Below are 22,924 nucleotides of genomic sequence, written 5' to 3' on the forward strand. Positions count from 1 at the left end.
CCAACTTCACCGCCAAGGCATCCTCACTCATCACACCAAACCCAACGAGCCGATCATGAAAACCGCCGACCAGCTAATTCATCGTCGAGCCCTTAGGGTGTGGACCGGGGTACGTACCAGGCCGTCCGCGCCTGATGAACGGGGGAGGGCGCGATCGATGGGCGAGGTTGAGCCCCGGCCCGGCAGCGGGGTGTTCGCCGGTGGCGGTGAGGTCGGCCGTGACCTCGCGACCGTGCCCTGGGAGGCGACACCGCTGGGGTCACCGGCGGACTGGCCCCAGAGCCTGCGGACCGCGGTCAGCATCCTGCTCTCGTCCCGGTTCCCGATGTGGATGGCCTGGGGCCCGGATCTGACCTTCTTCTGCAACGCCTCGTACCGGCGCGACACCCTGGGCCGCAAGTACCCGTGGGCCCTGGGCCGGCCGGCCAGCGAGGTGTGGGCCGAGATCTGGCCCGACATCGGCCCCCGCGTCGAGACCGTCCTCTCCACCGGCGAGGCCACCTGGGACGAGGCGCTGCTGCTGTTCCTGGAACGTTCCGGGTACAGCGAGGAGAGCTACCACACCTTCTCGTACAGCCCGTTGCGTGACGACGACGGCGCGCTCGTCGGGCTTCTGTGCGTGGTCAGCGAGGAGACCGAGCGGGTGATCGGCGCTCGGCGGATGGGCACCCTGCGCGATCTCGGCTCCGACCCGAGCGTCGTGCGGACCGAACAGCAGATGCTGGCGTTCGCCAGCGCCCAGCTCGCCCGCAACCCGCGCGATCTGCCGTTCACGCTGACCTACCTCTTCGACGGGCCCGGGGCCCGGCTGGCCGGCTCGTCCGGCCTCGGCGCGGGTCATCCGGCCGCCCCGGCGGTGCTGGGCGCCAACTCGCCGGTGTGGCCGGTGGCGGCCCTGGCCCGGGGCGAGTCGGCCGAGGTGGCCCTGACCGGCGACGCGTTCGCCGAGCTGCCGCGGGGGGACTTGCCGGAACCACCGACCCAGGCGCTGCTGGTGCCGCTGCTGCAACAGGGGAGCGCGCCGTACGGGTTCATGGTGGCCGGCCTGAACCGCTACCGGGCGTTGGACGACGGCTACCGCGGGTTCGTGGAACTGGCCGCCGGTCACGTCGCCACCGGCATCGCGTCGGCCCGCAGCTACGAGGCCCAGCAGCGGCGGGCCGAGGAGCTGGCCGAGCTCGACCGGGCCAAGACCGCGTTCTTCTCCAACGTCAGCCACGAGTTCCGCACCCCGCTCACCCTGATCATGGGACCGCTCGAAGACCTGCGGAACCGCCTGGGCCCGGGCGACGAACGGCTCGCGGCCGAGCTCGATGTCATCCACCGCAACGGGTTACGGCTGGGCAAGCTGGTCAACACCCTGCTCGCGTTCTCGCGCATCGAGGCCGGGCGGATGCAGGCCCGGTACGAGCCGGTCGACCTGGCCACCGCCACCGCCGAGCTGGCCGGCGTCTTCCGGTCGGCCATCGAGCGGGCCGGCCTGACCCTGGAGGTCGACTGTCCGCCCCTCCCGCGGCCGGTGTACGTCGACCGGGCGCTGTGGGAGCGGATCATCCTCAACCTGCTCAGCAACGCGCTCAAGTTCACCTTCGAGGGGGGCGTGCGCATCGCCGTGCGGCCGGCCGGCGACCGGGCGCTGGTCACCGTGACCGACACCGGCGTCGGCGTGCCCGAACCCGAGATGCCGCGCCTGTTCGAGCGCTTCCACCGCATCGAGAACGCCCGGGCCCGCTCCAACGAGGGCAGCGGCATCGGCCTGGCCCTGGTCAAGGAACTCGTCGAACTGCACGGCGGCACGATCACCGCGGAGAGCCCCCTCGGCGAGGGTACGACCTTCGCCATCCGGCTGGCCTACGGCGCCGAGCACCTCCCGGCCGAGTCGCTGACCGGCGCCGGCGCCGCGACCGGGCCCTCGGTCGCCGAGCCCTACGTCCAGGAGGCCCTGCGCTGGCTGCCGGACGCCCCGTCGGCTCCGGAGGGGACGGCCGCCGCGGACGGCCGGGGCCCGTCGGTGGGTACGCCGGCCCGGGTGCTGGTCGCCGACGACAACACCGACATGCGCGACTACCTCCTCCGGCTGCTGCGCTCGGCCGGCCACCACGTGCACGGCGTCGCCGACGGGCGCGACGCGCTGGAGGCCGCCCGTACCCAGAACCCCGATCTGATCGTCAGCGACGTCATGATGCCGCGCCTCGACGGTCTCGCGCTGGTCGCGGCCCTGCGGGCTGATCCGCGTACGGCGGGCACCCCGGTGCTGCTGCTCTCGGCCCGGGCCGGGCAGGAGGCGTCGATCGAGGGCCTGGAGGCCGGCGCCGACGACTACCTGGTCAAGCCGTTCTCCTCGGCCGAGCTGCTGGCCCGGGTCCGCGCCAACGTCGAACTCGCCCGCCTGCGCAACCACCACGCCCGGTTCCGTACGGCGCTGATCGACTCGCTCCAGGAGGCGTTCTTCGTCTGCGACGAGAGCGGCGCGGTCATCGAGATGAACTCGGCCTTCTCCGACATCCTCGGGTACGGGCCGGAGGGCCTGCCGTACGCGTCGCTGCCGCCGTGGTGGCCCGACCCCGAAACCGACCCCGAGGGTCATCGGCAGGTCGAGGCGGCCCTGGCCCAGCTGATCGACCAGACCCGCGGCTCGTACACGATCCCGGTGATCCACCGGGACGGCCACCGACTGTGGGTCGCGGCCGCCTTCAACCAGGTGGAAGACCCGGACACCGGCCGGCGGGTCATCGTCGGCACCTTCCGCGACGTCACCGCCGAGCACTACGCCGTCCAGCGCGAGAGCGCCCTGGCGGCGGTCAGCGTGCGCCTGGCACAGGCCGAGAGCCTGGCCGACGCGCTGGACGGCGTGCTGCACACGCTGAAGGGGCTGTGGCGGGCGACCGAGGCGCACGCGGTGGTCTTCGACGGTTCGCCCAGCCCGCCGGGCTTCGACGAGCTGCCCGAGAGCCGGCGGGCCACGCTCACCGCCCTGCGTGACGGTCCGCTGCTCACCCCGGTGGCCGACGAGCCGGGCGGCGCCGGCATCGCGCTGGAACACCCCGGCGGCACCATGGTGCTGTGGATCGAGCTGGCCGAGAACCGGCCGTTCACCGAGCACGACCGGACCCTGCTGGCCCTGCTGGCCGGCCACCTCGGTCAGGGCCTGCGCCGGATACATCAGATCGATCAGCAACGCGAGACGGCGCTCGCCCTGCAACGGGCCATCCTCGGCCCGGCCCAGCTGCCGGCCGGATTCGCCGTGCGTTACGCGCCCGCGACCCGGCCCCTGAAGGTCGGCGGCGACTGGTACGACACGGTCACGCTGACCGGCGGCCGGATCGGCATCGTCGTCGGCGACTGCGTCGGCCACGGCCTGCAGGCGGCCACCGTCATGGGCCAGCTCCGCAGCGCCTGCCGGGCGCTGCTGCTGCAGAACACCGACCCGGCACAGACGCTGACGGCCCTGGACCGGTTCGCCGCCCAGCTTCCCGGCGCCATGTGCGCCACGGTGTTCTGCGGCGTCCTCGACCCGGCCACCGGGGAACTCGCCTACTCCAGCGCCGGTCACCCGCCGGCCGTCGTCACCCACGCCGACGGCAGCACCGACCTGCTCGACCAGGGGCGGTCCCGCCCGCTCGGGGTGAACTCCCGCGGCGATCGCCCGCAGGCGCAGTACGCCGTCCCGTCCCGCGCCACCCTGCTGCTCTACACCGACGGGCTGGTCGAACGCCGCCGGCAGCCGCTGACCGCCGGCATCGAGCGGGTCTCGGCCGCGGTCCAGCAGGGGCGCGCCCTGGCTCTGGAGGAGCTCGCCACCGAGGTGATGGCCGGCATGGCCCCGCCTTCCGGCTACGACGACGACGTGGCCCTGCTGCTCTACCGGCATCCCGGCCCGCTGGAGATCGACTTTCCGGCCGAGGCGGCGGTGCTGGCGCCGGTCCGGTCGGCGCTGCGGGGCTGGCTCGCCCGCTGCGGCATCGACCCCACGACGGCCCAGAATGTGCTCGTCGCCGCCGGTGAGGCCTGTGCCAACGCGGTCGAGCACGGCCACCGGCACCTCACCCGCGGCCAGATCCGGTTGCGGGCCGCGGCAACAGCCGGCCACCTCAACCTCACCATCAGTGACAGTGGCCGCTGGAAACCACCCGAGCCGGCCGCCGACCCGCATCGGGGACGAGGACTGATCCTGATGAGAGCGTTGATGACCGAGGTAACCGTCACCACCAGCGCGGCCGGCACGGTCGTCGGCCTGCAGGCGAGGATTTCCGGATGAGCACCGAACTGACGTTCAGCACGGGCCGCGGCCCGGACGGCGCCGTCGTCCTCGCCGCCGTCGGCGAGATCGACATGAGCAATGCCGCGCGGTTCGGTACGGCGTTGTCCGACGCCCGCGGCGAGGCCGCCGACGGCCCGCTGGTGCTCGACCTGACCCGGGTCGAATACCTCGACAGCGCCGGCCTGGCCGCCATGTTCCCGCACGTCGAGAGCTTGCGGCTGGTGGCCGGCCCACTGCTCGCGCCGCTGCTCGCGGTGGCCGGACTGGACGACATCACGACCATCGCCTGACCTCCGCGCCACCGGGATTGGCCCATCGGCGTACCGTTCTCACCATGACGACCTACTCCGGCCCGGCCAAGCTGATCCTCGAAGACGGCACGACCGTGGTCGGCATGGCCTCCCTGAGCACCAACCAGAACAGGGGTATCAACGGTTGGGGCGGCAAGTTCCGCCCCGACCAGGCCAGCGCCGACCTTCGCAACGCCAGCGACAAGTTGAAGGTGGAGCTGGAGCTGCCCTACGACCGGATCGGCGAGGTCACGGTGACCGGCGTCCGGAAGCTGCTGGCCACGCAGATCCTGATGTCGCTGGTCGGCCGCGGCCCCACTCCGTTCTAGGGCGTTGTCCTAGCCCCACCCGTCGCAGGCGTCAGTGCATCATCACTGGCGCCTCGACGGTGTTGCCGGCGTCGCCCTCGCCCACCTTCGCGGCCGGCCGTTTGCGCGGCAGGAACGCGATCGGGATGAACGTCGCGAGCACCAGCGCGAAACCGACCCAGAACGTGGTGCCGAACGAGTCGGCCACGAACGCCAGGCCCCGCTCCAGGATGTTCGGCGGCACCGGCAGCTGCGCGCCCTGCTGGTGGGCGATCGCGGCGCCCGCCTCGGTGATCGGCTCGCCGGTCCGCGGGTTGGTCAGGCCCGGGATCGGGTCGGACTGGTTGAGCCGGCTGGTGAGGACCACCGACATGATGGCCGAGCCGATCGAGCCGCCGATCTGCTGCAGGATGTTCACCAGGGTCGAGCCGCGAGCCACCTCGTTGCTGGTCAGCGTCCGCAGCGCCGAGGTCATGATCGGCATCATGGTGCCGCCCATGCCCAGGCCCATCACGAACAGCGAGCCGCACAGCAGCAGGTAGGACGTGTCGGTGCCGACCTGGGTGAAGGTGAAGAAGCCGGCGGCGATGAGCGCCATCGCGAACGGCACGGTGCGCCCGACCGGGATGCGGTCGGCCAGCGTTCCGGCGATCGGCATGGTGATCATCGCGCCGATGCCCTGCGGCGCCATCAGCAGACCGGCGTGCAGTGTGGACTCACCGCGGACCTGCAGGAAGTAGCTCGGGAAGAGCAGGCCGGCGCCCATGAACGCGATCACGAACACGAACAGCGACAGGGACGAGACGCTCAGGTTGCGGTTGCGGAAGAGCCGCAGGTCGAGCAGCGGGTGCTTCGGCTTGAACGAGTACAGGACGAAGCTGACCAGCAGGATCAGCCCGGCCAGCATGGTGATCCACACCTTGGGCGTGGTGATCGTGCCGGTCTCGGGGAGCGAGGACACGCCGTACAGGAACAGGGCGAGGCCCGGCGAGAGCATCAGCATGCCGAGGAAGTCGAACGACTCGCCCGGCTGCGGGCTGTCCTTGGGCAGCGCGAACTGGGCGTAGATCAGCGCGATGATGCCGATCGGCAGGTTGATCAGGAAGACCCAGTGCCAGCTCGCCGCCTCGATCAGCCAGCCGCCGAGGATCGGGCCGCCGATCGGGCGCAGCAGCATCGGGATGCCGAGCACGGCCATCAGCCGGCCGATCCGCTGCGGCCCGGCCGCCCGCGTCATGATCGTCATGCCGAGCGGCATCAGCATGCCGCCGCCGAGGCCCTGCAGCACCCGGTAGGCGACGAGCTGCTCGATCGAGTCGGCGGTCGCGCAGAGCACCGACCCGAGGGTGAACAGCAGCAGCGCGAGCATGTAGAGCCGCTTGGTGCCGAACCGGTCGGCCGCCCAGCCACTGAGCGGGATCACCGTCGCGAGCGCCAGCGTGTAGCCGGTCATGGTCCAGGCGACCTGCGCGTACGTCGCGTCGAACTCGGTCTGGAAGGTCGGCAGGGCGACGCTGACCACGGTGATGTCGAGGATCGACATGATCGCGCCCAGGACCACCACGCCGGCGATCTTCAGCACGGCGGCGTCCAGCTTCTGCGGTGGCGCGGCGGCTTGATCGGTCACGGGTAGCTCCAGATTCTGTCTGACGTTTGGGTCGGTGAGACCGCCCGGGCAGGCGATGATGCTGCCATCCCGGGCGAACGCGGACAGCCCGTTTCCGCAATTCGCACCGGCCCGAAACCTAGTCTGAACTGGGTTTGTTACTCGTCGCCCCGCCTTCGAGCGTGACGATCAACACGTCCGGCCGCCGCCGCGGACGGAAGACATCGACAAAATCCCCTACAATTCGGTCGGCCGTACGGAGATCCACGGGAGGGCGCCGACGTGACCGACAACGAGTTCGCGCCTGCGGGAATCGACGTCACGAGGCCCAGCGTCGCCCGCGTCTACGACTTCATGGTCGGTGGCAAGGACCACTTCGCGGTCGACCGGATGGCGGCCCAGCAGGCGCTGGCCATCATGCCCGACGCGCAGGAGGCCGGCCGCGCCTGCCGGGCGTTCCTGCGCCGCGCGGTGCGCTATCTGGCCGCCGAGGCCGGCATCCGCCAGTTCCTCGACATCGGCTCGGGGCTGCCCACCCAGACCAACGTGCACCAGGTCGCCTACGAGGTCGATCCGACCGCCCACGTGGTCTATGTGGACAACGACCCGATGGTTCTCGTGCACGGCCGCGCGCTGCTCGCGGACGAGCCGAACACCACGGTCATCGAGGCCGACATCCGCACGCCCGAGAAGGTCCTCGAACACCCCGTGGTCCGCCAGTGCCTCGACTTCACCGAGCCGATCGGCCTGCTGCTGCTGTCGATCCTGCACCACGTGCACGACACCGAGGACCCGGGCCGGATCGCCGCCACGCTGCGCGACGCGCTGCCCGCGGGCAGTCACCTGGCCCTGATCCACTTCTGGGACCCGGCCGACGAGCACCCGGAGATCTCCGAGAAGGTGCGCGAGGCCGAGCACGTGTTCAACACGACCATGGGCACCGGCCGGTGGCGGCGCCGCGACGAGATCCAGGCGTACTTCGGCGACTTCGAGATGGTCGAGCCGGGCCTGGTGCCGCCGGTCGAGTGGCGCCCCGGCGACGAGGCGCCGGTCGACCAGAAGGACACGTACTACAGCATGATCGGCGGCGTCGCCCGCAAACCCTGACGCCACCGTGAGGCGGCGCTGACGAACGCGCCGACTCTGACTACCGCCACCGCCACCCGGGCGGCGGCAGTAGCGGAGGACTGACTCATGGGACGACGAATCATCATGGTGGCCGCGGCGATCATCGCGACCACGGCCGCGACCCTGACGGCGCCCGCCCCGGCCTCGGCCACGGTCACCTGTAACGGACTGGCGGCGACCGTGGCCGGCGTGACCGGCACCGGCGGCGCCGACGTCATCATCGGGACCGACAGCGGCGAGACCATCGACGGCGGCGCCGGCGACGACACGATCTGCGCCCGCGGCGGCGTCGACACGGTCTACGGCGGCAAGGGCGAGGACCTCATCTTCGGCGGCCCCGGCGCGGACGGCATCTGGGGCGACTCCGGGTCGCCGGCGACCGTCTTCGGTGACGCCGACCGCATCTACGGCGGCGACGGCAACGACTACCTCGACGGGCAGATCGGCGACGACAGCCTGCACGGCGAGAAGGACAGTGACACGGTCAAGGGCGGCGGCGACGGCGGCGACTACCTCGACGGCGGCACCGGCCAGGCCGAGACGGTCGGCGGGGTGAGCGACCTCTGCATCGGCAACGGCGGCAACGACACCTTCGCCGCCACCTGCGAGCAGACCGTCTCGTGATCGGCGACCCGCGATGACGCCGGTCCCGGCGTCATCGCGGCCCCGCCAAGAGTCGTTCATCGAGGCGGATTGGTATTTCGACGGGTTGGGTACAAGGGATGCGTCTGCGGGAGATGCCCGCCGTCGAAACGGAGCAAAGTCATGCTGATTCTGGGCCTCATCCTCTTGCTGCTGGGCATTTTCCTGAAGGTGTCGATCCTCTACACGATCGGCATCATTCTCCTGGTCATCGGTGCTGTGCTCTGGATCCTCGGCGCCGTCGGCCGTCCGGTCGGTGGCCGAAAAGTCTGGTTCTGACCCGGCCGCTCGGAAAAGGTGAAAAGGGCGTCCCGCTTTCGAGCGGGCGCCCTTTCGCGCGCCCGGAATGAAGCGATGCGCGCCCGGAGTCAAGCGATGCGCCCGGCATCAATCGGGCGGGCCGATCACGATGACCGCATTGTGGCCGCCCATGCCGAGCGATGACTTGACCGTCAGGCCCGGCTCGATCGGTTGCACGCCGGCCAGTAGCTGTGGGTGAGCCTCGGCGACGGCCGGGGGAGCGGGGATGACGCCGCGGCGGTAGGCGAGCGCGCTGACCGCGATCTCCACGGCCGAGGCGGCGCCCTGGCAGTGCCCGGTGAGAGGTTTCACCGAGAAGACCCGGGCGGCCGGCGGGAACAGCGAGGCGAGCATCGCCGACTCGGCGGCGTCACACTGGCGGGTGCCGGGGCCGTGCGCGTTGAGATAGCGCACCTCGCCGGCGTTGGCACCGGCGCCGGCGATGGCGTCGGTGAAGCAGCGCCGGACCGAGTCCAGCCCCGGCTCGATCGAGGTGACGTGGTAGGCGTCGTGGGTCATGGCGCCGCCGTGGACCCGTGCGTACGGGCGGCCGTCGCCGGCCGACAGGACGAAGGCGACCGAGGCCTCGCCCATGACGAAGCCGCGGCTGCCGGCCTGGAACGGCCGGGACGCCAGCAGCGGCGCCGTGTCGGTGACCGCGACCCCGAGCCCGACGAAGTGCTCCAGCGTCTCGGGGGTGCAGGACAGGTCGGTCGCGATGAGGATCACGTCGTCCACCACGCCCGCGTCGATCCAGGCCTTGGCGGTGATCACGCCGGCGTTGCCCGAGGCGCACATCGCCGAGACGGCCATGGCCGGGCCCCGGAAGCCGTACTCCTGCATCAGCAACGACATCGGGGTGGAGGGCATCAGGGCCAGGTAGTCGCGGGTGGAGACCCTGCGGTCGCGGACGGTGTAGAAGTCCCGCCACAGGTCGACCTCGCCGAGGACGGTGGCGTGCAGCAGGCCGACCCGCAACCCGGGCACCCAGCCGTTCGCCTTGGCGTCCTCGATGGCCTCCCGGGCCGCGGCGCGCATGGCCCGGGCGAAGCGGCTGGGCCCGTCGGCGGGGTCGCCGCCGTCCGGCACGTGGGCGGCGTACCCGGCATCGTCCGGTCCGGGCCGGTAACCCGGGCTGGGCGTGCAGGCCGACCGCCCGGTGAGCAGCCCGTCCCAGAGTTGTTCGCGTCCCCAGCCGTAGCCGGTCACGGCGCCGACGCCGTGGATCCCCGTCATCATGGACCCAACCGTCGTGCGGGCGGCACCTCGCGGCCAGCCTTTCGAGCGAGGTCGAAAGGCCGGCTCAGCCCGCCGGTGCTTCGTGGCTGTCATGCATCAGGGGTGCTACGGCGCCGCCGGTGCGGTCCGGCCGTACAGTCGGCGGTGACACGACCGGAGGGCGGCAGATGGCATCGGACGCCACCACACCACGGGTCCGGGACGCCGAGCGGACCCGGGCCGAGATCATCGACGTGGCCACGCACGAGTTCGCCGACCAGGGGTACGCCGGCGCCCGGGTCGACGAGATCGCGGCCAAGACCCGCACCACCAAGCGGATGATCTACTACTACTTCGGTGGCAAGGAGGGGCTCTACCTGGCCGTCCTGGAGCAGGCGTACCGGCACATCCGGTCGCTGGAGCAGCAGCTCGACGTGGACGACCTGGAGCCGGTCGAGGCGTTGCGCCAGCTGGCCGAGCTGACCTTCGACCACCACGAGTCACATCAGGACTTCGTGCGGCTGGTCGCGATCGAGAACATCCACTACGCCGAGCACCTGCGTCAGTCGAGTTCCCGTGAGGTGCTCGCCGCGCCCGCGCTGGATGTGCTGACCCGGATCATCGACCGCGGCCGGGCCGCCGGGATCTTCCGCGACGATCTCGACGCTCTCGACGTACACATGGTCATCAGTGCTTTTTGTGTCTTCCGAGGCGCCAACCGGTACACGTTCCGGGCCATCTTCGACCGCGACCTGCTCGACCCGGGCCTGCGCGACCACCTGCGCACGATGATCGGCGACCTGGTCGTGGCCCACCTGACCTCGCGCTCGTGACTCGCCGCATCCGGACCCGATCTTGACGGCGGGCTCACGCGCCGAATAACGTTTCGATTCACCTATGAATTGATATGCGCGGCGCGAGGAGCGACCATGCCCGCCAGCCGTCGACGGGTCATCCTGGACACCGACGCCAAGAACGAGGCCGACGACCAGTTCGCCATCGTGCACGCGCTGATGTCGCCGACGCTCGACGTACGAGGGCTGATCGCCGCGCACTTCGGCGACCGTCGCAGCGAGCACAGCATGGCGGACTCCCGGGCCGAGATCGACCTGCTGCTCGGGCTCACCGGCCAGGCGGGTCAGGTCGTGGTGGCCGACGGCGCCGCCGCCGGTATCACCGACGAGTCGTCGCCGCGGGACAGCCCCGGCGCACGCCTGATCATCGAGGAGAGCAAGCTCGCCACCGCGGACGACAAGCTCTACGTCGCCTTCCTCGGCCCGCTGACCGACATGGCCTCGGCCATCCTGCTCGACCCGGCCATCGTCGGCCGCGACGTCGTGGTGATCTGGATCGGCGGCGTCGGCCACGGCGGCGTCGAGACCTCGCCCGGCATCGAGTTCAACCTCAGCAACGACATCGCCGCCGCCAACGTGGTCTTCGACTCCGGCATCACGGTGTGGCAGGTGCCGTCCGATGTGTACTCGCAGGTGTCGGTGAGCTACGCCGAGCTCGAGGAGAAGATCGGCGGCACCTCCGAGCTGGCCGACTATCTGATCCGGCAGATGGTCGAGTGGAACGCCGCCCACCACCCGGAACCGATCGAGTCCCGGTCGCTGGGCGACTCGCCCGCCATCGCCCTCATGCTCTATCCGCGCGGCGGCCAGTTCCGCACCGTGCCGGCGCCCCGCTTCGGGCGAGAGGGCCACTACCTGCCCGGTTCCGGGCATCCCATCCGGGTCGTCGAGGCCGTCGACGTCCGGTTCCTGCTCGAGGACATGTTCGCCAAGATCCGCCGCTTCGGCCGGCAGCAGAAGCTATCGGGGCTGTAACCCGGTGCCGTCCACGACGTAGGCGCCGGCCAGGGAACCAGCGGGTTCGAGGGCGAGGCGGACAACGGCGGCGCCCACGGACTCCGGGGTCGGCGCCGCCGGCAGGGCCGCCCGGAAGGCCTCCGGGGTCGAGCCGGACTTCTCGGCGTACCCCCGGATCGCGGTTTCCCCGACCGTGGTTCCCGGCGTGATGACCGGCAGCACCGTGGTCATCGTGATGCCGGTCGCCTCGGCCGCGGCGTAGCCGGTGATCAGCCGGACGGTGGCCTTCGCGCCGGCGTACCCACCGCTGAGCGGCGAACCGCGCAGCTCGGCCGCGCTGCCGAACACGATCACCCGCGAACCCGGCGCGAGCGGCACGCGCAAGGCCGCCCGCAGCCAGGCGAAGGCGATGCGTACGTCGGCGTGCCAGTGCGCCGAGAAGGTCTCCCAGGTGTGCCCGCTCAGCGGCGCCATCGGCGGGACCGCCCCGGCCGTGAGCACCAGCAGGTCGGGGTTCCGGCCGGCCAGCACCTTCTCGGCGAAGGCCTCGTCGGTGGCATCGCCCTCATCGCCGTCCAGATCTCCGAGCGGTGACAGGTCGCGGGCCACGACGGTCACGTGCGCTCCCGCGTCCCGGGCGGCCACGGCGACGCCGAGTCCCAGGCCGCGGCTGCCGCCGACCACCACTACAGTTCTGCCGGTCATTGTCGTCATCGGTTCCTCCAGAGCATCGGGTTCACCCAGGAAGATCCCGCCCGGCGCCCAGACTCACCGGCTGCCCGAAGATCGGGAACAGTTCCGGTTGCAGGAAGATGTGGATCCGCCGGATGCCGCCCGCGTCCAGGTCGAGCACCTGCAGCGCGTGGGCCTCGGCCCCGGCGTACATCGCGAGCGTCGGCTGGCCGTTGGCCCCCGGCCGCACCTCGAGGACGGTGAAGCGGCCCGGCTCGCGCAGCACATGCGCGCCGAGGAAGCCGAGGACCGCACCGCGTCCGGCGAACCAGGTGGCGTGCGGCGGCATCTCCAGGGTCACGTCCTCACGCAGCACCGCCGTGAGCGCGCCGACATCGGCGTTCTCGAAGGCCTCGACGTAACGCCGCAGCCGGGCCCGGGTCGCAGGGTCGTCCGGCTCGCTCAGCTCGTCCGGATCGGGGGACAGCCGGGCCATCCGGTCGCGGGCGCGCAGCAGGGCGCCGTTCACCGCGACGGTCGTGGTGTCCAGCGCGGCCGCCACCTCGTCCGCGGAGAGCTGGGCGACGTCACGCAGGAGCAGCGCCGCCCGCTGGCGTACCGGAAGGTGGTGCAACGCCGCGACGAACGCCAGCCGCACCTGCTGCCGGGTCGCCGCCACCTCGGCCGGATCCACCGGGAACGGCGCGATCCACGGGGTGCCCGCGTCGGCCGGCCGGGCTCGACGGCGCCAGTCCGGCTCGGGGTCGCCCAGCCCGGCCGGCAACACCCGGCGGGCGCGCTGCTCGAGCTGGCGCAGGCACACGTTCGTGGCGATCTGATGCAGCCAGGTCCGCGGGGACGACCGGCCCTCGAACCGGTCGAAGCCCCGCCACGCCCGCAGGAACGTCTCCTGGGCGGCGTCCTCGGCATCGGCCGCCGAACCGAGCATCCGGTAGCAGTGGGCGACGATCTCCCGCCGCCAGGGCTGGGCCAGCTCGGCGAAGTCGGCCACGATCTCGACACTACGTTCCACGTGCACCTCCGGCCCGTACTGATCCCGGCCGAGGCTGAGACTCACCGGCCCGTCACCAACTGGACACCCTTCCGGCTGAAGGTCCGTCCCATCCGCACCGGCCGGCCCTCGCGTCGGTGCCCGCCCTCGCGTCGTGCCTGCTCTCGCTGGGTGCCGGCCCTCGCTCTCTGGTTGGTGACAACGCAGGCGCGCCGGCTTGCTACCAACCAGTTAGTAACAAGTGGTTGGCCAGCAGCGCGACCGTCGCCTGGGCGATCAGCCAGGTGCGGCGGCGGTCGACCGGCAGGAGGGCGGCCGCGGCGGGCAGCCAGACGACGAAGGGCAGCCAGATGCGCTCGACCTCAGCCTTGCTGTAGCCGGAGAGGTCGGCGGCGACGATCGCGGCCGCGGCGGCCAGGGTCAGCAGCGGCCCGGCGTGTTCGCGAAGGCCGGCGTGTTCGCGAAGGCCGGCGTGTTCGCGAAGGCCGGCGTGATCAGGGAGGTCGGCGGGAAGCACACGGGCGGGGGAGCGGAACAGGCCGGCGGGGGAGCGAAGCGGACGGGCGGATGAGCTGGGCGGACCGGCGGGTGAGCGGAGCAGATCGGCGGGTGTGCGGAGCAGAACAACGGCGCGGCGCAGGATGACGGTTGCGGCCGGGCCCGCGGAGACGGCCAGGACGATGGCGAGGTTCGCCCAGATCCAGTACGCGTACGCCCGGTCCGCGGCCACCCCCTGGTAGTAGCGCTCGACCACCAGGTGGTAGCCGGTCAGCCAGTTGAAGCCGGCCAGGGTGAACGCCGCCACGACCACAACCGCCCCGGCGGTGACCCAGGCCATGTCGCGCAGCCGGGCCCGGCCGAGCCAGACCACCGCCAGCGCGATCGGGGCGATCAGCACCAGCCCGTACGACAGGTAGCACCCGGCGCCGAGCAGCAGGCCCGCGCCCACCAGCCGGAGCGGCGACCGGCGCCGGACCCCGGCGGCGAGCAGGGCGAGGCCGGTGGCGGTGACCCCGGCGAAGAGGCCGTCGGCCGAGACGCCGATCCACACGGCGCCGGGGAACAGCACGAGGAACGGCACGACCGCCCGGGCCGCGTCCTCGGTGCCGAGCAGCCGGACGGTGTGCGGCACGGCGACCGCGGTGGCCGCGCCGGCCAGGATGCAGAGGACGCCGGCCCAGCCGCCGCCGGACAGGCCGATCCGGTCGAGGGCGAGGAAGACGAGCAGCGCCCCGGGCGGGTGGCCGGACACGTGTGTGGTCCACGAGTCGGGCTGGAAGTCGAGGATGCGGCCGGTGAAGCCGCGCAGCATGGCCGCGACGTCGGTGACGCCGGGGACCTCGTGCAGGTATTCCCACTTGGTGGTGAGCCGCCCGGCCAGGCCGCGTTGCCAGCCGTCGACCAGGGCCAGGGCGGTGATCCAGGCCGCCGCGGTGGCGTAGGCGAGCAGGCACAGCTTCCGCCAGGACAGGCGGCGGGACAGCTCGAAGCCGTAGCGGCAGACCAGAACGGCGATCACCAGCGCGGGTACGGTGCCGGGGCCGAGATGGGGCCGCCAGTGCGCGAACAGCGGCGCGGTGCTGGCGTGCACCGGGCGCCCGGCCAGCCAGAGCAGAACGCCCGCGATGGACGCGAGGGCGAAGAGCCCGAACGCGCCCGAGGCGACGGCCAGGTCGGCCCGTGACCGGACCGGCCTCATCCGCGGAGCGGGGCGGTGGCGAACTCGGCCATCCCGTCGGCCAGCCCGATCGACGCCGCGAAGCCGAGCTCGGCCGAGGCCCGGTCGGCCGAGGCGACCACGTGCCGGACGTCGCCGAGGCGGAATTCCCCGGTGATCAGCGGCGCCGGTCCACCCGCGGCGGTGGCGAGCGCGGTGGCCATCGCGCCGATCGTGGCGGGCCGGCCGGACGCCACGTTGTAGGCGCGGAAGCCGGGGCGGTCGGCCTCCAGCGCCGCCACGTTGGCCGCGGCCACGTCGCGGACGTGCACGAAGTCGCGTCGCTGGGCGCCGTCCTCGAAGACCCGGGGCGGGCGCCCGGCCTGCAACGCGGAGCGGAAGATGGCCGCGACCCCGCTGTACGGCGTGTCCCGCGGCATGCCGGGGCCGTACACGTTGTGGTAGCGCAGGGCGGTCACCGCGCCGCCGCTCTGCCGGGCCCACGCCGCGCTCAGATGCTCCTGGGCGACCTTCGTGGCCGCGTAGACGCTGCGCGGGTCGAGCGGGGCGTCCTCGTCGACCTGTTCGGAGGCGAGGTCGGCATGACAGCGTGGGCAGGCGGTCTCGAACCGGCCGGCGTCGAGATCGGACCGGTCGCGGGCCGGCGGGCGCACCGGGCCGTGCCGCGGGCAGGTGTACGCGCCCTCGCCGTACACCACCATGGAGCTGGCCAGCACCAGCCGCCGCACCCCGGCGCGCGCCATCTCGGCCAGCAGCACGGCCGTGCCGAGGTCGTTGCAGCCGACGTAGTCGGGCAGGTCGTCGAGGTCGACGCCGAGCCCGACCATGGCCGCCTGGTGCACGACGGCGTCCACACCGGTCAGCGCCGCCGCCACCGCCGCGCGATCGCGCACGTCGACCTGGCGGACCGGGACGCCGGCGACGTCGGCCGGCAGCGGCGCGCGGTGGGCCGCGGGGTTGCCGGAGTCGATGACGGTGACGTCGTGTCCCTCCGCGAGCAACGCGGTGACGACATGGGAACCGATGAAACCGGCGCCGCCGGTCACGAGCACATGAACCATAGTGCCGACCCTAGGAGCGATCGGCGGCCGATTCACCGGATGTCATCGTTCGGTAAGGGTTCGTCATCGGCGCGTAAGGCCTTTCCGGCCGGGCCGTCACTAGCTTTCCGGTATGAGCGATGTGGTGCTGCCCTGCCGGGACGAGGCTCGTGCCCTGCCCGGCCTGCTGACCCGGATGCCGCCGGGCTACCGGCCGATCGTGGTCGACAACGGGTCGACCGACGGCACGGCCGACGTGGCCCGGGCCTACGGCGCGATGGTCATCGAGGTGGCCGAGCCGGGCTACGGCGCCGCGGTGCACGCCGGGACGATGGCCGCCGACCCGGACGACGGGGTGGTCTGCGTGATGGACGCCGACGGCTCGTTCGACCCGGCCCAGCTGCCGCGGGTCGCCGGCCCGGTGCGGCAGGGGACGGCCCGGCTCGCGGTCGGACGGCGCCGGCCGGTGGCGGCCGGGGTCTGGCCCGCGCACGCGCGGCTCGCCAACGCCGCGCTCAGCTGGCGGTTGCGCCGCACCGCCGGCCTGCCGGTGCACGACATCGGCCCGATGCGCGCGGCCCGCCGCGCCGACCTGCTCGCGCTCGGCCTGCGCGACCGGCGGTTCGGCTACCCGCTGGAGCTGCTGATCAGCGCCGGACGGGCCGGCTGGCCGGTGGTCGAGGTGGACGTCGACTACCATCCGCGCGCCGCGGGCACCCGCTCGAAGGTGACCGGCACGCTGCGCGGCACGGCGCGGGCCGTCCGCGACATGAGCGTGGTGCTGGCCCGATGAGCGTGCGGATTCTGGTGATGGCCAAGGCGCCGGTGCCGGGCCGGGTCAAGACCCGGCTGTGCCCACCCTGGACGCCGGAGCAGGCCGCCGGGCTCGCGGCCGCCGCGCTGGCCGACACCCTCGACGTGGTCACCGGGTCGGCCGCAGCCGAGCGGGTCCTGGTGGTCGACGGCTTCTACCCGGCCCCGCCGGGGTGGCGGACCAGCTCGCAGCGCGGCGGGCCGCTGGGTGAGCGGCTGGCCAACGCCTTCGCCGACCACGACGCTCCCGCCCTGCTCATCGGCATGGACACCCCGCAGCTGACGGCCGCCACGCTGGACCAGGCGATGTGGTCGCTGACCCGGGCCGACGCGGTGCTGGGCCCGGCCGCGGACGGCGGCTGGTGGTTGCTCGGCCTGCGGCGCCGGGAGTACGCCGAGGTGCTGCGCGACATACCGACCTCGACCCCGGAGACCGGCGCGATGACCCTGGAGGCGTTGCGGCGCCAGGGCCTGCGGGTCACGGCGCTTCCCGTCCTGCGCGATGTCGACACCGCCGACGACGCGTACGCGGTGGCCGGCGGCTGCCCGCCGCGGAGCCGGTTCGCCCGGGCCGTGGCGGCCGCCCGATGAGCGCCGCCGCGGTCTTCGACGCCGTGTTCCGCCGGGCCGAGGCCGAGGTCCCGGCGTCGTTCGCGGTGCACGGCCCCGGCGGCGGGCTGATCCTCGACCCGGCCCTCTGGTGCCGTGACGACATCCCGGGCGACGCCGGCCTGCTCGCCGCCTGCACCGGCCCCACCCTCGACGTGGGCTGCGGTCCGGGCCGGTTGACCGCCGCCCTGGCCGCGGCGGGCCGGACGTGCCTCGGCATCGACGTCAGCGCCGCGGCCGTGCGGATGGCCCGGCGGCGCGGCGCGACGGCCGTCCGGCGGGACGTCTTCGGCCCGCTGCCCGGCACCGGCCGCTGGGAGCACCTGCTGCTCGCCGACGGCAACATCGGCATCGGCGGCGACCCGCCCCGGCTGCTGCGCCGCTGCCGCGACCTGGTCGGCGACGACGGCCGGCTGCACCTGGAGCTGGCGCCGCCGGGCACCCCGAGCTGGGCCGGCGATGCCACCGCGCACCACGTCGCCCACCGCGGCGAGGTGGCCGCGCTGGCCTGGGCCACGGTCGCCGCCAACGACGTGGGTGACCTGGCCGCGGCGGCCGAGCTTCGCCCGCTGCGGGTCTGGACGGAGGCCGGGCGATGGTTCGCCACTCTCGCGCCGCGGTGATCAGCCGGCTGACGCGGTACTGGCTCAGCCCGCTGCCGGCGCCCCCGGGACGGTGGCGGCGCGGACCCTGGCGGCCCGGCGCCTTCCCGTCCGGGCTCCGGTCCACCGCGCTGACCAGCCGCCTCGGGATGTGGCTGGGCCTCGCGTTCGCCGTCTGCTTCGTCACCGGCCTGCTCAGCCACCTCATCCAGCACCCGCCCGGCTGGTTCTGGTGGCCGTCCCGCCCGATCCGCCTCTACCAGGTCACCCAGGGCCTGCACGTGATCACCGGGCTCGCCTCGGCGCCGCTGCTCGTGGCCAAGCTGTGGTCGGTCTACCCGCGCCTGTTCACCTGGCCACCGGCCCGGACGGTCGGGCACGCGGCCGAACGGGGCGCCGTCGCCGCGCTCGTCGCCGCGTCGCTGTTCCAGGTGGTCAGCGGCATTCTCAACATCTTCCAGACGTACGCGCTGATGCCCTTCTTCTTCACCGCCGCGCACCACTGGGTGGCCTGGCTGCTGATCGGCGCGATGCTGATCCACCTCGGCACCAGGCGGCTGCGGTCGGAGCGGATGTCGCCCGACCGGCGCCGGCTGCTGCTCGGGGTGGGCGCCGCCGCCGGGCTGATCACGCTGTTCACCGCCGGGCAGACGGTCCGGCCGCTCGCCCCGATCGCGCTGCTCGCGCCCCGCCGCCCGAACGAGGGTCCCCAGGGCCTGCCGGTGAACAAGACCGCCACCGCGGCCGGCGTGGCCGCGGCGATCCACGATCCGGCGTACCGGATGATCGTGGCCGGACCCACCGGCGAGCTCAGCTTCGACCTGGCCGCGCTGAACGCCCTGCCGCAGCACACCGCGATCCTGCCGATCGCCTGCGTCGAGGGCTGGAGCTCGACCGCGACCTGGACCGGTGTGCGGCTGCGTGACCTCGTCGCCCTGGCCGGCGCCGACCCCGAGCACGCCGTCGCCGAGGTCGAGTCGCTGCAGGCCGGCGGCCGCTACCGGGTGTCGACGGTGGCGTCCGAACACGTCCGTGACCCGCTGACCCTGATCGCGCTGCGGCTGCGGGGCGACCTGCTGCACGCCGACCACGGCTATCCGGCCCGGCTCATCGCCCCCAACCGGCCCGGGGTGCTGCAGACCAAGTGGGTCGGGCGGATCACCGTACGGGAGGAGTCGTGACCCGCGGGCGTACCCTGCTCGTCCTGGCCGGGGTGGCCGTCCTGGCCTTCGCCGCGCTGGGCCTGCTCACCGACCCGGACATCCGCCTGGCCGGGGTGGTGATCTTCCTCGCCGCCGTGCTGGTCCTGCACGACGGGGTGTGGATGCCGATCCTGCTCGCGGTGACCACGGTGGTGGCGCGTGTCCGCAACCGTAAGACTTCGGAAAGCCCTGAATCGGGCGGCGATGGGTAGCCTGTCCGGCGTGGGACATCAGGTGCTGGTGGTCGATGACGACCGCACGGTCAGCGACGTCGTGCGCCGCTACCTCGAACAGGCCGGCTACGACGTGACGCTGGCCGGCGACGGGGCCGACGGGCTGGCCGCCATCGCCACCCGCCGGCCCGACCTCGTGGTGCTCGACCTGATGATGCCCGGGATCGACGGCATCGAGGTGTGCCGCCGGGTGCGCCGGCAACACCCCGACCTGCCGGTGGTGATGCTGACCGCGCTCGGCGAGGAGGCCGACCGGGTGCTCGGGCTCGAGGTCGGCGCCGACGACTACGTGACCAAGCCGTTCTCGCCGCGCGAGCTGGTCCTGCGCATCCGGTCGGTGCTGCGCCGCACCGCCGCGCCGGTCGAGGACCCGGACGGGCCGGCCATGCTGGCCGACGGCGACCTGACCGCGGACACCGCCCGGCGGACCGCGACGCTGGCCGGCGCGCCGCTCGCGCTGACCGGCCGCGAGTTCGACCTGCTGGCGTTCCTGCTGCGCAACCCGGGCCGGGCCTGGTCCCGCACCGACCTGCTGGGCAAGGTGTGGGGCTGGCAGTTCGGCGACCAGTCGACGGTCACGGTGCACGTGCGGCGGCTGCGGGAGAAGATCGAGACCGATCCGGCCGCGCCGAGCCGCATCCTCACCGTGTGGGGCGTCGGCTACCGCTACGAGTCGGTGCGCTGATGTCCGACATGCTGCTGATCGGCCTCTACGCGCTGCTGGCCGGCGCGGTGGTGGCCGGGCTGGGCGCGGTCGTCCTGCGGCTGCTGCGGGGCCGGTCGATCCTGGTGCACATCATGGTGCTGCTCGCGGTGACCGTGCTCGCCGTCGTGGCCGGGGTGGGCGCGGTCGCGTTCGCGATGTTCCTGTCCGGGCACGACCTGAACGTCGTGCTGGTCACGGTGGCCGCGTCGGCGGTGGTGAGCCTGCTCGTCGGCGGGTTGTTCGGGCGGCGGCTGGCCGCCGCCGCGGTGTGGGCGCGGGCGGCGCGGCAACGCGAGCGCTCGCTCGAGGCGGGGCGGCGCGAGCTGGTCGCCTGGGTCTCGCATGATCTGCGTACGCCGCTGGCCGGCCTGCGCGCGATGGCCGAGGCCCTGGAGGACGGCGTGGTGGCCGACCCGGTGACCGCCGCCGACTACCACCGGCGGATCCGGGTCGAGACCGACCGGATGACCCAGCTCGTCGACGACCTGTTCGAGCTGTCCCGGATCAACGCGGGCGCCCTGCGCCTGGTGCCGACCTCGGTGCCGCTGCACGACGTGGTGTCCGACGCGATCGCCGGGGTGGCGCCGCTGGCCGCCAGCCGCCGGATCACCGTGCTCGCCCCCGAGACGGGCTGGCCCGTGGTGCGCGCCGGCGAACCGGAACTGGCCCGGGTGGTCCGCAACCTGCTGATCAACTCGGTCCGCTACACGCCGGCCGACGGCACCGTGCACATCGCGGCCGGGCACGACCGCGGCGACGTGTGGCTGGCCGTCTCCGACACCTGCGGCGGCATCCCGGCCGACGACCTGGGCCGGGTGTTCGACGTCGCGTTCCGGGGCGAGCGGGCCCGCACCCCGTCCGGCGCGGGCGGCGGGCTCGGCCTGGCCATCGTGCGCGGCCTGGTCGAGGCCCACGGCGGCCGCGTCGGCGTCCGCAACGTGACCGGCGGCTGCCGGTTCGAGGTCCGCCTCCCCGCGGCCTGACCTGCGCTTACGCCACGACCTCGCGGACCCGCTGCTTGAGGGTGAACCAGAAGAGACTGCCGCCGCCCGGGTTGTCCTCGATGTCGATCCGGCCGCCGTGCCGCTCGATGATGCGCGCCACGATGGCCAGACCAAGACCGGTTCCCGGGTACGGGCGGCCGCCCGGCGCGCGGACGAAAGCGTCGAACACGGCCGCCCGCTGATCCGGCGGGATGCCGATGCCACGGTCGCGGACCTCGATCCGCCAGCCGTCGTCGCCGGCCGGCATCGCGTCGATCTCGACCTGGGCCGCCTCGCCGCTCCGGGTGTACTTGAGCGCGTTGCCGATCAGGTTGTCGAACACCTGCCGCAGCAGCGTGGGATCACCCTCGACCACCGGCAAGGCGCCCAGCACGACCGTCGGCCGCGGCCCCGGTCCCGGGCCGACGCGGTCGTGCAGGACCGCGGCGACGAGCTCGTCGAGGTCGACCCGGACCGGCTCCAGGACCCGGTTGTCGGCGGTGGCGTAGTCGAGCAGGTCGTCGATCAACTGCTGCATCTGACTCGTGCCGGCCTGCAACCGGTCCAGGAACATCCCCTGCTCCGGCGGCATCGTGGCGACGTGTTCGCGCAGCACGTCGGCGTACCCGATGACCCGGGCCAGCGGATTGCGCAGGTCGTGGGCGACCACCCCGGCGAAGCCCTTCAGCTCGATCTCGCGGTGCCGCAGCTGGGCCTCGACCGCCTCCCGGCGGGCGATGTCCTCACGCAGCGCCGCCGTGGCCACCTCGACCTGGCGGACCGCGCGGTCGCGGGACGTCAGCACCGTACGGATGAGGACCGCCAGCAACGCGGTCAGCGTGCCCCCGATCAGCAGGGCGAGCACGCTGCTGTGCCGGCCGCCGGGCAGCAGCCGCACGGTCGGCGCCACCGCGAGCTGCCAGGCCCGCTGGGCCGCGGGAACGGTGACCACGAGCGCCGGGGTCGTGGTGTCGAGCCGGACGGCGGGCCGCCACCCGGCGACCGGGACGACATCGCCGGCCGTGCCGTCGGACAGCGTCACGGCCACCCCGTCACCGGCGGCGAGCCCGATCGTCTGCCGCAGGAAATCCTCACCCCGCAGGCCCATGACCAGCCAGCCGCGGAACTCGCCGACGTCCGCGGCCTCGGGTGAGGTGGCCCGGATCGGAGCGGCGAACAGGAACGACAACTGCTGGTCCTCGACCGGCAGCAACGCGTCGCGCAACAGCCGGTAGGTGCGGCTCGCGGTCACCGTACCCGTGTCGCGGGCCTGCCGGAGCGCCTCGGACGCCTCACCCGACGCGGTCAGGTCGCGCCCCACCGCCGAGCCCGTGCCGTCCAGGGTGCGGCTGAGCACGACGAAGCGGTGTTCGTCGGCGGCGCCGTTCGGCCGCAGCGTCAGCCCGGTCACGCCCCGCGCCCGCCAGTAGGCCTGCACCTGCGGGATGCGGTCCAGCGACGCCGGCACGACCATGCTCAGCGCGGACGCGCCGGGCAGCCGCTCCCGGTCCACCTGCGCGGTCATCGCGGCGAACTCGGGCGCCTCGAGCCGGGACTGGGCGCCCAGCGCCGCGGCGAGGTCGGACAGGAACCCGGTGTACCGGCGGATCTCCCCGGTGACCAGGGTCTGCACCAGGGCCGCCTGCAGCGCCAGGGCGCGGGTGACCCGCTCGCGCTCCGCGTGCAGCAGCGCGGCCGCGGCCAGCAGCGTCCCGCACAATCCCAGCGTGACCACCGACAACAGCAGCCACGCGGAGCGCCGGCGTCCCGGCGCGGCAGGGAGCCCACGCCTGATCACCACCTAGACGCT

The 22,924-nt window shown here is 73.1% G+C and carries 22 protein-coding genes; 15 read left to right on the forward strand and 7 right to left on the reverse strand.

Annotated elements, in window-relative coordinates:
- The first annotated feature begins 157 nt into the window (after nt 1-157).
- Genes AB0O15_RS32975 through AB0O15_RS32985 form a run of 3 tightly spaced genes read left to right on the forward strand, consistent with a single transcriptional unit; the run spans nt 158 to nt 4,880 of the window.
- Nucleotides 158-4,258, forward strand: coding sequence for a SpoIIE family protein phosphatase (locus AB0O15_RS32975; protein WP_364326689.1), 4,101 nt, complete (start codon nt 158-160; stop codon nt 4,256-4,258).
- Nucleotides 4,255-4,551 carry an STAS domain-containing protein gene (locus AB0O15_RS32980; RefSeq protein WP_364326692.1) on the forward strand — a complete coding sequence of 99 codons (297 nt, stop codon included), beginning with the start codon at nt 4,255-4,257 and terminating at the stop codon, nt 4,549-4,551. The genes AB0O15_RS32975 and AB0O15_RS32980 overlap by 4 nt, the downstream gene beginning before the upstream one ends.
- 44 nt (nt 4,552-4,595) lie before the next feature.
- Nucleotides 4,596-4,880, forward strand: coding sequence for a hypothetical protein (locus AB0O15_RS32985; RefSeq protein ID WP_364326695.1), 285 nt, complete (start codon nt 4,596-4,598; stop codon nt 4,878-4,880).
- Nucleotides 4,881-4,911: 31 nt separating this feature from the next.
- Here the strand turns inward: AB0O15_RS32985 and AB0O15_RS32990 are convergent, their stop codons facing one another.
- Nucleotides 4,912-6,486 (reverse strand): DHA2 family efflux MFS transporter permease subunit, encoded by a 1,575-nt coding sequence (locus AB0O15_RS32990; protein ID WP_364326698.1) that lies wholly within the window; start codon nt 6,484-6,486, stop codon nt 4,912-4,914.
- A gap of 261 nt (nt 6,487-6,747) precedes the next feature.
- Here AB0O15_RS32990 and AB0O15_RS32995 point away from each other — a divergent pair, with 261 nt between their 5' ends.
- The 3 genes from AB0O15_RS32995 to AB0O15_RS33005 all read left to right on the forward strand — a co-directional run bounded on the left by AB0O15_RS32995 (nt 6,748) and on the right by AB0O15_RS33005 (nt 8,514).
- Complete coding sequence (locus tag AB0O15_RS32995) at nt 6,748-7,572, forward strand: SAM-dependent methyltransferase (protein WP_364326701.1); 825 nt, start codon at nt 6,748-6,750, stop codon at nt 7,570-7,572.
- Nucleotides 7,573-7,659: 87 nt separating this feature from the next.
- Nucleotides 7,660-8,217, forward strand: a complete 558-nt coding sequence (locus tag AB0O15_RS33000) for a hypothetical protein (RefSeq protein WP_364326703.1) — start codon at nt 7,660-7,662, stop codon at nt 8,215-8,217.
- A gap of 141 nt (nt 8,218-8,358) precedes the next feature.
- Nucleotides 8,359-8,514 carry a hypothetical protein gene (locus AB0O15_RS33005; protein WP_364326705.1) on the forward strand — a complete coding sequence of 52 codons (156 nt, stop codon included), beginning with the start codon at nt 8,359-8,361 and terminating at the stop codon, nt 8,512-8,514.
- Between the two features lie 108 nt (nt 8,515-8,622).
- On the opposite strand, the gene AB0O15_RS33010 is transcribed toward AB0O15_RS33005, so the two are convergent.
- Nucleotides 8,623-9,774 (reverse strand): beta-ketoacyl synthase N-terminal-like domain-containing protein, encoded by a 1,152-nt coding sequence (locus AB0O15_RS33010; protein WP_364326708.1) that lies wholly within the window; start codon nt 9,772-9,774, stop codon nt 8,623-8,625.
- Between the two features lie 167 nt (nt 9,775-9,941).
- On the opposite strand from AB0O15_RS33010, the gene AB0O15_RS33015 reads away from it, so the two are divergent.
- Nucleotides 9,942-10,586 carry a TetR/AcrR family transcriptional regulator gene (locus AB0O15_RS33015; RefSeq protein WP_364326711.1) on the forward strand — a complete coding sequence of 215 codons (645 nt, stop codon included), beginning with the start codon at nt 9,942-9,944 and terminating at the stop codon, nt 10,584-10,586.
- Nucleotides 10,587-10,682: 96 nt separating this feature from the next.
- Entirely contained in the window at nt 10,683-11,582 is a 900-nt protein-coding gene (locus AB0O15_RS33020) for a nucleoside hydrolase (RefSeq protein WP_364326714.1), read from the forward strand.
- On the opposite strand, the gene AB0O15_RS33025 is transcribed toward AB0O15_RS33020, so the two are convergent.
- The 4 genes from AB0O15_RS33025 to AB0O15_RS33040 form a co-directional block, all read right to left on the reverse strand.
- Nucleotides 11,568-12,269, reverse strand: coding sequence for an SDR family oxidoreductase (locus tag AB0O15_RS33025; protein WP_364326717.1), 702 nt, complete (start codon nt 12,267-12,269; stop codon nt 11,568-11,570). The genes AB0O15_RS33020 and AB0O15_RS33025 overlap by 15 nt on opposite strands.
- A 31-nt stretch (nt 12,270-12,300) precedes the next feature.
- Nucleotides 12,301-13,314 carry an RNA polymerase subunit sigma-70 gene (locus AB0O15_RS33030; protein ID WP_364326720.1) on the reverse strand — a complete coding sequence of 338 codons (1,014 nt, stop codon included), beginning with the start codon at nt 13,312-13,314 and terminating at the stop codon, nt 12,301-12,303.
- Between the two features lie 154 nt (nt 13,315-13,468).
- Entirely contained in the window at nt 13,469-14,947 is a 1,479-nt protein-coding gene (locus AB0O15_RS33035) for a hypothetical protein (protein WP_364326723.1), read from the reverse strand.
- Nucleotides 14,944-15,987, reverse strand: coding sequence for an NAD-dependent epimerase/dehydratase family protein (locus AB0O15_RS33040; protein ID WP_364326726.1), 1,044 nt, complete (start codon nt 15,985-15,987; stop codon nt 14,944-14,946). Before AB0O15_RS33040 ends, AB0O15_RS33035 begins: the two co-directional genes overlap by 4 nt.
- A gap of 112 nt (nt 15,988-16,099) precedes the next feature.
- On the opposite strand from AB0O15_RS33040, the gene AB0O15_RS33045 reads away from it, so the two are divergent.
- The 7 genes from AB0O15_RS33045 to AB0O15_RS33075 are packed head-to-tail and all read left to right on the forward strand — an operon-like array spanning nt 16,100 to nt 21,114.
- Nucleotides 16,100-16,759, forward strand: a complete 660-nt coding sequence (locus tag AB0O15_RS33045; protein ID WP_364326729.1) for a glycosyltransferase family 2 protein — start codon at nt 16,100-16,102, stop codon at nt 16,757-16,759.
- Entirely contained in the window at nt 16,756-17,370 is a 615-nt protein-coding gene (locus tag AB0O15_RS33050; RefSeq protein WP_364326732.1) for a TIGR04282 family arsenosugar biosynthesis glycosyltransferase, read from the forward strand. Before AB0O15_RS33045 ends, AB0O15_RS33050 begins: the two co-directional genes overlap by 4 nt.
- A complete protein-coding gene (locus AB0O15_RS33055) occupies nt 17,367-18,011 on the forward strand; it encodes a methyltransferase domain-containing protein (RefSeq protein WP_364326735.1) in 645 nt (214 codons plus the stop codon). The genes AB0O15_RS33050 and AB0O15_RS33055 overlap by 4 nt, the downstream gene beginning before the upstream one ends.
- The gene (locus tag AB0O15_RS33060) at nt 17,984-19,171 is read left to right on the forward strand and encodes a molybdopterin-dependent oxidoreductase (protein ID WP_364326738.1); all 1,188 of its coding nucleotides are present in this window, start codon (nt 17,984-17,986) and stop codon (nt 19,169-19,171) included. The genes AB0O15_RS33055 and AB0O15_RS33060 overlap by 28 nt, the downstream gene beginning before the upstream one ends.
- Nucleotides 19,168-19,404, forward strand: a complete 237-nt coding sequence (locus AB0O15_RS33065; RefSeq protein WP_364326740.1) for a hypothetical protein — start codon at nt 19,168-19,170, stop codon at nt 19,402-19,404. Before AB0O15_RS33060 ends, AB0O15_RS33065 begins: the two co-directional genes overlap by 4 nt.
- On the forward strand, nt 19,397-20,110 hold the full coding sequence (locus AB0O15_RS33070; protein WP_364326743.1) for a response regulator transcription factor: 714 nt from the start codon (nt 19,397-19,399) through the stop codon (nt 20,108-20,110). The genes AB0O15_RS33065 and AB0O15_RS33070 overlap by 8 nt, the downstream gene beginning before the upstream one ends.
- On the forward strand, nt 20,110-21,114 hold the full coding sequence (locus AB0O15_RS33075; protein WP_364326746.1) for a HAMP domain-containing sensor histidine kinase: 1,005 nt from the start codon (nt 20,110-20,112) through the stop codon (nt 21,112-21,114). Before AB0O15_RS33070 ends, AB0O15_RS33075 begins: the two co-directional genes overlap by 1 nt.
- Before the next feature lie 7 nt (nt 21,115-21,121).
- On the opposite strand, the gene AB0O15_RS33080 is transcribed toward AB0O15_RS33075, so the two are convergent.
- A complete protein-coding gene (locus AB0O15_RS33080; RefSeq protein WP_364326749.1) occupies nt 21,122-22,912 on the reverse strand; it encodes an ATP-binding protein in 1,791 nt (596 codons plus the stop codon).
- Between the last annotated feature and the right edge of the window lie 12 nt (nt 22,913-22,924).

This window comes from Actinoplanes sp. NPDC089786 (assembly GCF_040684855.1).
Lineage (GTDB): Bacteria > Actinomycetota > Actinomycetes > Mycobacteriales > Micromonosporaceae > Actinoplanes.

Bases quoted from the DNA above. Each gene is read 5' to 3' on its own strand.
- AB0O15_RS32980 (WP_364326692.1), top strand. From the start codon at position 4,255: ATGAGCACCGAACTGACGTTCAGCACGGGCCGCGGCCCGGACGGCGCC.
- AB0O15_RS33005 (WP_364326705.1), top strand. From the start codon at position 8,359: ATGCTGATTCTGGGCCTCATCCTCTTGCTGCTGGGCATTTTCCTGAAG.
- AB0O15_RS33045 (WP_364326729.1), top strand. From the start codon at position 16,100: ATGAGCGATGTGGTGCTGCCCTGCCGGGACGAGGCTCGTGCCCTGCCC.
- AB0O15_RS33050 (WP_364326732.1), top strand. From the start codon at position 16,756: ATGAGCGTGCGGATTCTGGTGATGGCCAAGGCGCCGGTGCCGGGCCGG.
- AB0O15_RS33035 (WP_364326723.1), bottom strand. From the start codon at position 14,947: ATGAGGCCGGTCCGGTCACGGGCCGACCTGGCCGTCGCCTCGGGCGCG.
- AB0O15_RS32985 (WP_364326695.1), top strand. From the start codon at position 4,596: ATGACGACCTACTCCGGCCCGGCCAAGCTGATCCTCGAAGACGGCACG.
- AB0O15_RS33040 (WP_364326726.1), bottom strand. From the start codon at position 15,987: ATGGTTCATGTGCTCGTGACCGGCGGCGCCGGTTTCATCGGTTCCCAT.
- AB0O15_RS33070 (WP_364326743.1), top strand. From the start codon at position 19,397: ATGGGTAGCCTGTCCGGCGTGGGACATCAGGTGCTGGTGGTCGATGAC.
- AB0O15_RS33055 (WP_364326735.1), top strand. From the start codon at position 17,367: ATGAGCGCCGCCGCGGTCTTCGACGCCGTGTTCCGCCGGGCCGAGGCC.
- AB0O15_RS33060 (WP_364326738.1), top strand. From the start codon at position 17,984: ATGGTTCGCCACTCTCGCGCCGCGGTGATCAGCCGGCTGACGCGGTAC.
- AB0O15_RS33010 (WP_364326708.1), bottom strand. From the start codon at position 9,774: ATGATGACGGGGATCCACGGCGTCGGCGCCGTGACCGGCTACGGCTGG.
- AB0O15_RS33075 (WP_364326746.1), top strand. From the start codon at position 20,110: ATGTCCGACATGCTGCTGATCGGCCTCTACGCGCTGCTGGCCGGCGCG.
- AB0O15_RS33015 (WP_364326711.1), top strand. From the start codon at position 9,942: ATGGCATCGGACGCCACCACACCACGGGTCCGGGACGCCGAGCGGACC.
- AB0O15_RS33025 (WP_364326717.1), bottom strand. From the start codon at position 12,269: ATGACCGGCAGAACTGTAGTGGTGGTCGGCGGCAGCCGCGGCCTGGGA.
- AB0O15_RS33020 (WP_364326714.1), top strand. From the start codon at position 10,683: ATGCCCGCCAGCCGTCGACGGGTCATCCTGGACACCGACGCCAAGAAC.
- AB0O15_RS33000 (WP_364326703.1), top strand. From the start codon at position 7,660: ATGGGACGACGAATCATCATGGTGGCCGCGGCGATCATCGCGACCACG.
- AB0O15_RS32975 (WP_364326689.1), top strand. From the start codon at position 158: ATGGGCGAGGTTGAGCCCCGGCCCGGCAGCGGGGTGTTCGCCGGTGGC.